This is a genomic window from Roseovarius marisflavi, assembly GCF_900142625.1.
Classification (GTDB): domain Bacteria; phylum Pseudomonadota; class Alphaproteobacteria; order Rhodobacterales; family Rhodobacteraceae; genus Roseovarius; species Roseovarius marisflavi.
In genome coordinates this window covers 86,279-92,925 of the sequence record NZ_FRBN01000014.1, presented here as the reverse complement: position 1 = coordinate 92,925, position 6,647 = coordinate 86,279, and the positions used below count along the sequence as shown (strand labels likewise).

Sequence of the window (6,647 nt, the reverse complement as noted above, 5' to 3'; positions counted from 1 at the left end):
ACTTTGCCCCACAAATAGACCGAATACATAGAAGCAGGGTCAAAGGGACATTAAAAAACGTTTGCAGGGGAAGGCGGTTCATACATGCCGCCCTGTTCATCAAGCGAGTTCGTGTCATACCGCCCCACAACCGAGGAAGAGGTCGACATCGCGCGTGCGCATGGCATGCCGCTTGATTGGCCGCCGGAAACCTTGCTGATTTAACCGCGCAATTCGTCCAGGATCGCGGCGGCGGCGGCCTTGGGGTCGGGAGCGGCCCAGATCGGGCGACCGACGACGATGTGATCGGCGCCATCGGCAATCGCCTGCGCCGGGGTGGCCACGCGCTTTTGGTCGCCAAGCGCCGCGCCGACGGGGCGCACGCCCGGTGTCACGATAAGCTTGCCCGCCGCATTCGGCAGCGCCCGGATCATCGCCGCCTCTTGCGGGCTGGCGATCACGCCATCGGCACCGGCGTCAAACGCACGCCCCGCACGTTCGGCCACCAGATCGGGGATATCCCCCGCCCGGATCAACCCGGCATCAAGATCGGCCCGGTCCAGAGATGTCAGGATCGTCACCGCCAAAATCTTGAGCGGCTTGCCCGAGGCGCCCTCTTTGGCGGCACGTACAACGTGCGGATCGCCATGCACGGTCAGAAAATCAAGGTCATATTGCGCAAGCCCGCGCACTGCCGCCTCGATCGTCGCGCCGATATCGAAAAGCTTCATATCAAGGAAAATGCGCTTGCCATGCTCGCGCTTCAACTCATCCGCAAGCGCCAGGCCACCGCCGGTCAGCATGCCGAGGCCGATCTTGTAAAACGACACCGCATCGCCCAGCTTTTCGGCCAGCTCAAGCCCGGCGAGGGCGTTCGGCACATCAAGGGCAACGATCAGGCGGTCATCGGTCATGGGGGCGCTCCGGGGCTTGAGGACAGGAAAAACCTGCGCCCTTGTCGCGGTGCCGTGGCGCGGCGTCAAGCCCCCTGCAAGGCGCCTTCAAGGGCGCCGTCGGCCACGGTGATCGGCGTTTCGCCAGTCCGATACTCTGGCAGGCGCGCCAATTGCCGGATGGCATCCGCAAGAAGCGCCTCGGCAAGGGCCGCCGGATCAACGCCCTCTTCGGCGGTAACGGTGGACTGCATGGTGACCCGACCACCCTCATTTTCAAGCAGGACGACCGCGCTGTGGCGGCGCTTGACCATATCACTTTTCAAATCACATACGGTTACCTTCGTAATATGCATCGGCTCACCCATTTTACTTATTAACTACGTCTGACCATGTAGGCGCAAAGCATTGGCCGCCTAAGGTGAAAATACCTAGAACGCTCCCATAGGCAGGGGTTCGCCTGAACCAGCTACTCAATCGGCGGTTGATCGCTCAAAATCGACTCGCCAAACCTTCAGGCGGCGATGCCACGCAACAATCGTTGCACCTGCACCATGGTGCTCGCCCGCGCCGCAGAGGCCGCGTTTCCTGCCGCGAGGCGAAGACGCAGACCGGCGCGCTTGCCGCGATGTGCGGCCTCGGCATCCTCGACCAACCCGCGCATCACCAATGCGTAATCCGCATGAAGCGGCGCGCTGACCTGTGCCGGATAGCTGAACCAATCATCGCCCTGCCGGATTCGAACCTGGGCCTCGAAGGCGCCGCGCTCGGGGTTATATCTGATGTCGTCCAGTGTAAGTTTCCGGGTTTCCATTGCCTGCATCCTTTGTGCTCGGGGCCTTTTCAGCCCTGTGGATAACTTTCATTAAGATTGGAATCCCAAGTGCTTACCCCAAGGGGTGGTCACGAAAATGTGCGGATTTGACGCAAATCATCTCGCTGGGGCCACGAATCGGCGATCATTGGGCTTGAACAGGTGGCGCGTAAAACCCATCTGGATCATGAGGTTCCTGATCGCGCATGCCTAATGCTGGGTGCGCAACCAGGGTAACGCTTGCAAAAAGGAGAAGACCCATGGACTTCAACAAGTTCACGGAACGGTCGCGCGGGTTCATTCAGGCTGCCCAGACCATCGCGATGCGCGAAAGCCATCAGAAACTAGCCCCCGAACATATCCTGAAGGCCCTGATGGACGACACCGAGGGGCTTGCCAGCAACCTGATCCGCCGTGCCGGTGGCGCGCCCGAGCGTGTGGTTCAGGCGCTTGATCTGGCGATTGGCAAAATCCCGCGGGTCTCTGGCGATGCCGGACAGACCTATATGGATCAGCAAACCGGCAAGGTTCTGGCCGAGGCCGAAAAGCTGGCCGAAAAGGCCGGTGACAGCTTTGTGCCGGTAGAGCGCATCCTGACCGCGCTTGCGCTTGTCAAATCCCCTGCCAAGGACGCGCTTGAGGCCGGTGCCGTCACGGCGCAAAAACTCAACGAGGCGATCAACGATATCCGCAAGGGCCGCACCGCCGATAGCGCGAGCGCCGAGGATACCTATGAGGCGCTTGAGAAATACGCGCGCGACCTGACGAAGGCCGCCGAAGAGGGCAAGATCGACCCGATCATTGGCCGCGACGATGAAATCCGCCGCGCCATGCAGATCCTGAGCCGCCGCACCAAGAACAACCCCGTTCTGATCGGCGAGCCCGGCGTCGGTAAAACCGCGATTGCCGAGGGTCTTGCGCTGCGCATCATCAATGGCGACGTGCCCGAAAGCCTGCGCAACAAAAAGCTGTTGTCGCTCGACATGGGCGCGCTGATTGCCGGCGCAAAATATCGCGGCGAGTTCGAAGAGCGCCTCAAGGGCGTTCTTAACGAGGTGACCGCCGCCGCCGGTGAAATCATCCTCTTTATCGACGAGATGCACACCCTGATCGGCGCGGGTAAAGGCGACGGCGCGATGGATGCCGCCAACCTGATCAAACCTGCACTGGCGCGCGGCGAATTGCACTGTATCGGCGCGACCACGCTTGATGAATACCGCAAGCATGTCGAAAAAGACGCGGCCCTTGCCCGCCGGTTCCAACCGCTTGTCGTTGACGAACCCACGGTCGAGGACACGATTTCGATCCTGCGCGGCATCAAGGAAAAATACGAGGTTCACCACGGCGTTCGCATCTCGGATTCGGCGCTTGTGACGGCGGCGACGCTCAGCCATCGCTATATCACCGACCGCTTTTTGCCCGACAAGGCGATCGACCTTATGGACGAGGCCGCAAGCCGTCTGCGCATGGAGGTCGACAGCAAACCCGAGGAACTCGACACGCTTGACCGCGATATCCTGCAAAAGCAGATCGAGGCAGAAGCCCTCAAGAAAGAAGACGATGCGGCAAGCAAGGACCGGCTTGAAAAGCTGGAAAAAGAGCTGGCCGAGTTGCAGGAACGCTCGTCCGAGATGACCGCCCAATGGCAGGCCGAACGCGATGTGCTTGCCGGGGCCCGCGATCTCAAGGAACAGCTTGATCGCGCCCGGATTGAACTCGATCATGCCAAGCGCGAAGGCAACCTCGCCAAGGCCGGCGAGCTGTCTTATGGCGTCATTCCGGGGCTTGAGAAAAAGCTGGCCGAGGCCGAAAAGGCCGAGGACAAAGGCGTCATGGTCGAAGAGGCCGTGCGCCCCGAACAGATCGCGCAGGTGGTCGAACGCTGGACTGGCATCCCGACCTCGAAGATGCTCGAAGGCGACCGCGAAAAGCTGCTTGGGATGGAAGAAAACCTGCACAAGCGGGTGATCGGCCAGAACCTTGCGGTCAAGGCCGTGGCCAATGCCGTGCGCCGGGCGCGTGCGGGTCTCAACGACGAGAACCGCCCGCTGGGATCGTTCCTGTTTCTCGGGCCGACCGGCGTGGGTAAAACCGAGCTGACCAAGGCCGTCGCCGAATACCTCTTTGACGACGACAACGCCATGGTGCGGATCGACATGTCGGAATTCATGGAGAAACACTCGGTCTCGCGTCTGATCGGTGCGCCTCCGGGCTATGTCGGCTATGACGAAGGCGGGGTTCTGACCGAGGCGGTACGTCGCCGCCCCTATCAGGTGATCCTGTTTGATGAGGTCGAAAAGGCGCATGCGGATGTGTTCAACGTGCTGTTGCAGGTGCTTGACGATGGCGTTCTGACCGACGGTCAGGGGCATCGCGTCGACTTCAAGCAGACCTTGATCATCCTGACCTCAAACCTTGGGGCACAGGCGCTTAGCCAACTGCCCGAAGGCGCCGATGCGTCGGACGCCAAGCGTGACGTGATGGATGCGGTGAGGGCCCACTTCCGGCCTGAATTCCTTAACCGTCTGGATGAAACGATCATCTTTGACCGTCTCAGCCGGGGCGATATGGGGGCGATTGTCGACATTCAGCTTGGTCTGTTGATGAAACGTCTGGCGGGGCGCAAGATCACGCTGGATGTGGATTCAGATGCCCGCAAATGGCTTGCTGATGAGGGATACGATCCGGTCTTTGGTGCACGCCCCCTGAAACGGGTGATCCAGCGCGCCTTGCAGGATCCTCTGGCCGAGGCGCTTTTGGCCGGTGATATCCTTGATGGCTCCACCGTGCCGGTCACGGCCGGTGCCGAAGGGCTTATCATCGGGGATCGTGTCGGCTCCACCCGGCAGGAACCGCCACAGGACGCCGTGGTGCATTAACCCCGGCCCATGCTTAATAAAACGCCCCCCTGTTTACGCAGCGGGGCGTTTTTGCATCTAGAGCATGTTGCTCAAAAGTGGGCACCGGTTTTGAGCTTCTCGAACATGCGACATGCTCTAGCGCCCGTGGCTTTGATCATAGCCGTTCACCGGCGGGCTCTGCCACCCCGACAGAGCGGCGGGGTCGGGCGCAAAGACCTCGATGAGCATCGGAAAACACGCCGCGCTATCGCTTGAATGCTCGGACGAGCAATCGCCCCCCGGACAGGCACTTAGCGCGCCAAGCAGGTCAATTTCGGCGAAGAATTCAAGGTAATCGCCGGGGCGCACCGGGCTGGCCTTCATGAAATACTGCCCGGTGTCGCGGGTAAATCCGGTGCACATGAACACGTTGAGAACGTCATGCACATGGCGCTCTGCCTCGGCGAGGCTAAGGCCGGTTTCATCGGCGAGCGCGCGGGTCAGGTTGGAATGACAGCAATGGTGATACTGCGTGCCCGCCAGAAGATTGCCGGTATAGGGATCGCAGCGCGTGCCGATCACGTCATGCACCGAACCGCCAAATTCGTCGATCCCGTACCACCCAAGGCTATCGCCGGTGATCGTCGCCATCGGGCGCAGATAGGGAAAGCTTGACCACATCCTCTCGCCCACACTCAGATGCGTGCCGTGCAGGGCGCGCGATTTTCCGGAATAAAACCGCTCTGAAAGGTCGCGCGCATTCCACAGGTTAAGATCGCCCACCTGCGGCCCCTCAACGCTTGAGATGCGAAAGAACTGCCCCGCGTCGGCGCGAAAGCATGCCGCCTCGCGCGCGGGCACGATCACCTCTGACACCTTCCTGGCCCCTGCCCGTGCGGCGCCGTAAAGCGCCATGTCAGGGCGCGGCAGGGTGTCATTGGGGTAACAGATCACCGGGCGCACGGCGCGGCGGGCATCGGCATCAACGGGTTGGGTCATCTTGGGCCTCTCAGAATTTCGGCGAATTGGCCACACAATCCAAAGGCGGTTTTCCCGTCGATGTAAAGACCTGCGCGCCGCAGGTCATACAGTTGAAACAAGACCCCGCCTCGCCATCCTGACGCCGATCCGCCCGCCAACGACACGACCGCGTGCGGCGGTTGGACAGGATCAGCACCAGAATAAAGGCGATGATCAACCCGACAACGATCAGCATGGCATGGCTCCTGCAACTCCGAGCAATTGGTCCCGCAGCATGCTCTGAAAGGAAAGCCATTCAAATGGAAAAGGCCCCGGATTTCTCCGAGGCCCTTGAACACCGGGTCATGGCGTGGAAATTACACCGCGCGGTCGACCATCATCTTCTTGATCTCAGAGATCGCCTTGGCCGGGTTAAGGCCCTTGGGGCAGGTCTTGGTGCAGTTCATGATCGTATGACAGCGGTAGAGTTTGAAGGGATCCTCAAGCTCGTCCAGACGCTCGCCCGTGGCCTCGTCGCGTGAATCGATGATCCAGCGATAAGCATGCAGCAAGGCAGCCGGCCCGAGGTACTTATCGCCATTCCACCAATAGCTTGGGCAGGATGTCGAACACGACGCGCACATCACGCATTCATAAAGCCCGTCAAGCTTTTCGCGATCCTCGATCGACTGTCGCCATTCTTTTGCCGGGCGGTTGGTCTTGGTTTCAAGCCAGGGCATGATGCTGGCGTGCTGCGCATAAAAATGCGTCAGGTCCGGGATCAGGTCGCGCACCACCGGCATATGCGGCAGCGGATAGATTTTCACATCGCCCTTGATCTCATCCATGCCGTAAATACAGGCCAGCGTGTTGATCCCGTCGATGTTCATCGCGCAAGACCCGCAAATCCCCTCGCGACAGGACCGGCGGAAGGTCAGCGTCGGGTCAATCTCGTTCTTGATCTTGATCAGCGCGTCCAGGATCATCGGGCCGCAGGTGTCCATATCGACAAAATAGGTGTCGACGCTGGGGTTTTTGCCGTCATCCGGCGTCCAGCGGTAAATCTGGAACTTACGCAGATTGGTGGCGCCTTCCGGCTTGGGCCAAGTCTTGCCCGTCACCATGCGCGAATTCTTGGGAAGTCTGAATTGAACCATCTCG

At 60.4% G+C, this 6,647-nt stretch carries 7 protein-coding genes; 1 reads left to right on the top strand and 6 read right to left on the bottom strand.

Annotation, left to right across the window (positions count from 1 at the left end):
* Window positions 1-200 precede the first annotated feature (200 nt).
* The 3 genes from pyrF to BUB78_RS13110 form a co-directional block, all read right to left on the bottom strand.
* On the bottom strand, window positions 201-893 hold the full coding sequence (pyrF, locus tag BUB78_RS13120) for an orotidine-5'-phosphate decarboxylase (protein ID WP_073198610.1): 693 nt from the start codon (window positions 891-893) through the stop codon (window positions 201-203).
* A gap of 65 nt (window positions 894-958) precedes the next feature.
* Window positions 959-1,186 (bottom strand): hypothetical protein, encoded by a 228-nt coding sequence (locus BUB78_RS13115; RefSeq protein WP_220084010.1) that lies wholly within the window; start codon window positions 1,184-1,186, stop codon window positions 959-961.
* A gap of 200 nt (window positions 1,187-1,386) precedes the next feature.
* Window positions 1,387-1,686: a hypothetical protein gene (locus tag BUB78_RS13110; protein ID WP_139279342.1), complete on the bottom strand. Its 300-nt coding sequence runs from the start codon at window positions 1,684-1,686 to the stop codon at window positions 1,387-1,389.
* 260 nt (window positions 1,687-1,946) lie between these two features.
* Here BUB78_RS13110 and clpB point away from each other — a divergent pair, with 260 nt between their 5' ends.
* Entirely contained in the window at window positions 1,947-4,565 is a 2,619-nt protein-coding gene (gene clpB, locus BUB78_RS13105) for an ATP-dependent chaperone ClpB (protein WP_073198606.1), read from the top strand.
* Between the two features lie 117 nt (window positions 4,566-4,682).
* Here the strand turns inward: clpB and BUB78_RS13100 are convergent, their stop codons facing one another.
* The 3 genes from BUB78_RS13100 to BUB78_RS13090 form a co-directional block, all read right to left on the bottom strand.
* A complete protein-coding gene (locus BUB78_RS13100) occupies window positions 4,683-5,525 on the bottom strand; it encodes an urea carboxylase-associated family protein (RefSeq protein ID WP_073198604.1) in 843 nt (280 codons plus the stop codon).
* Window positions 5,526-5,535: 10 nt separating this feature from the next.
* Window positions 5,536-5,742 (bottom strand): hypothetical protein, encoded by a 207-nt coding sequence (locus tag BUB78_RS13095; RefSeq protein WP_073198602.1) that lies wholly within the window; start codon window positions 5,740-5,742, stop codon window positions 5,536-5,538.
* Window positions 5,743-5,863: 121 nt separating this feature from the next.
* Window positions 5,864-6,643, bottom strand: coding sequence for a succinate dehydrogenase iron-sulfur subunit (locus BUB78_RS13090; protein ID WP_073198600.1), 780 nt, complete (start codon window positions 6,641-6,643; stop codon window positions 5,864-5,866).
* Between the last annotated feature and the right edge of the window lie 4 nt (window positions 6,644-6,647).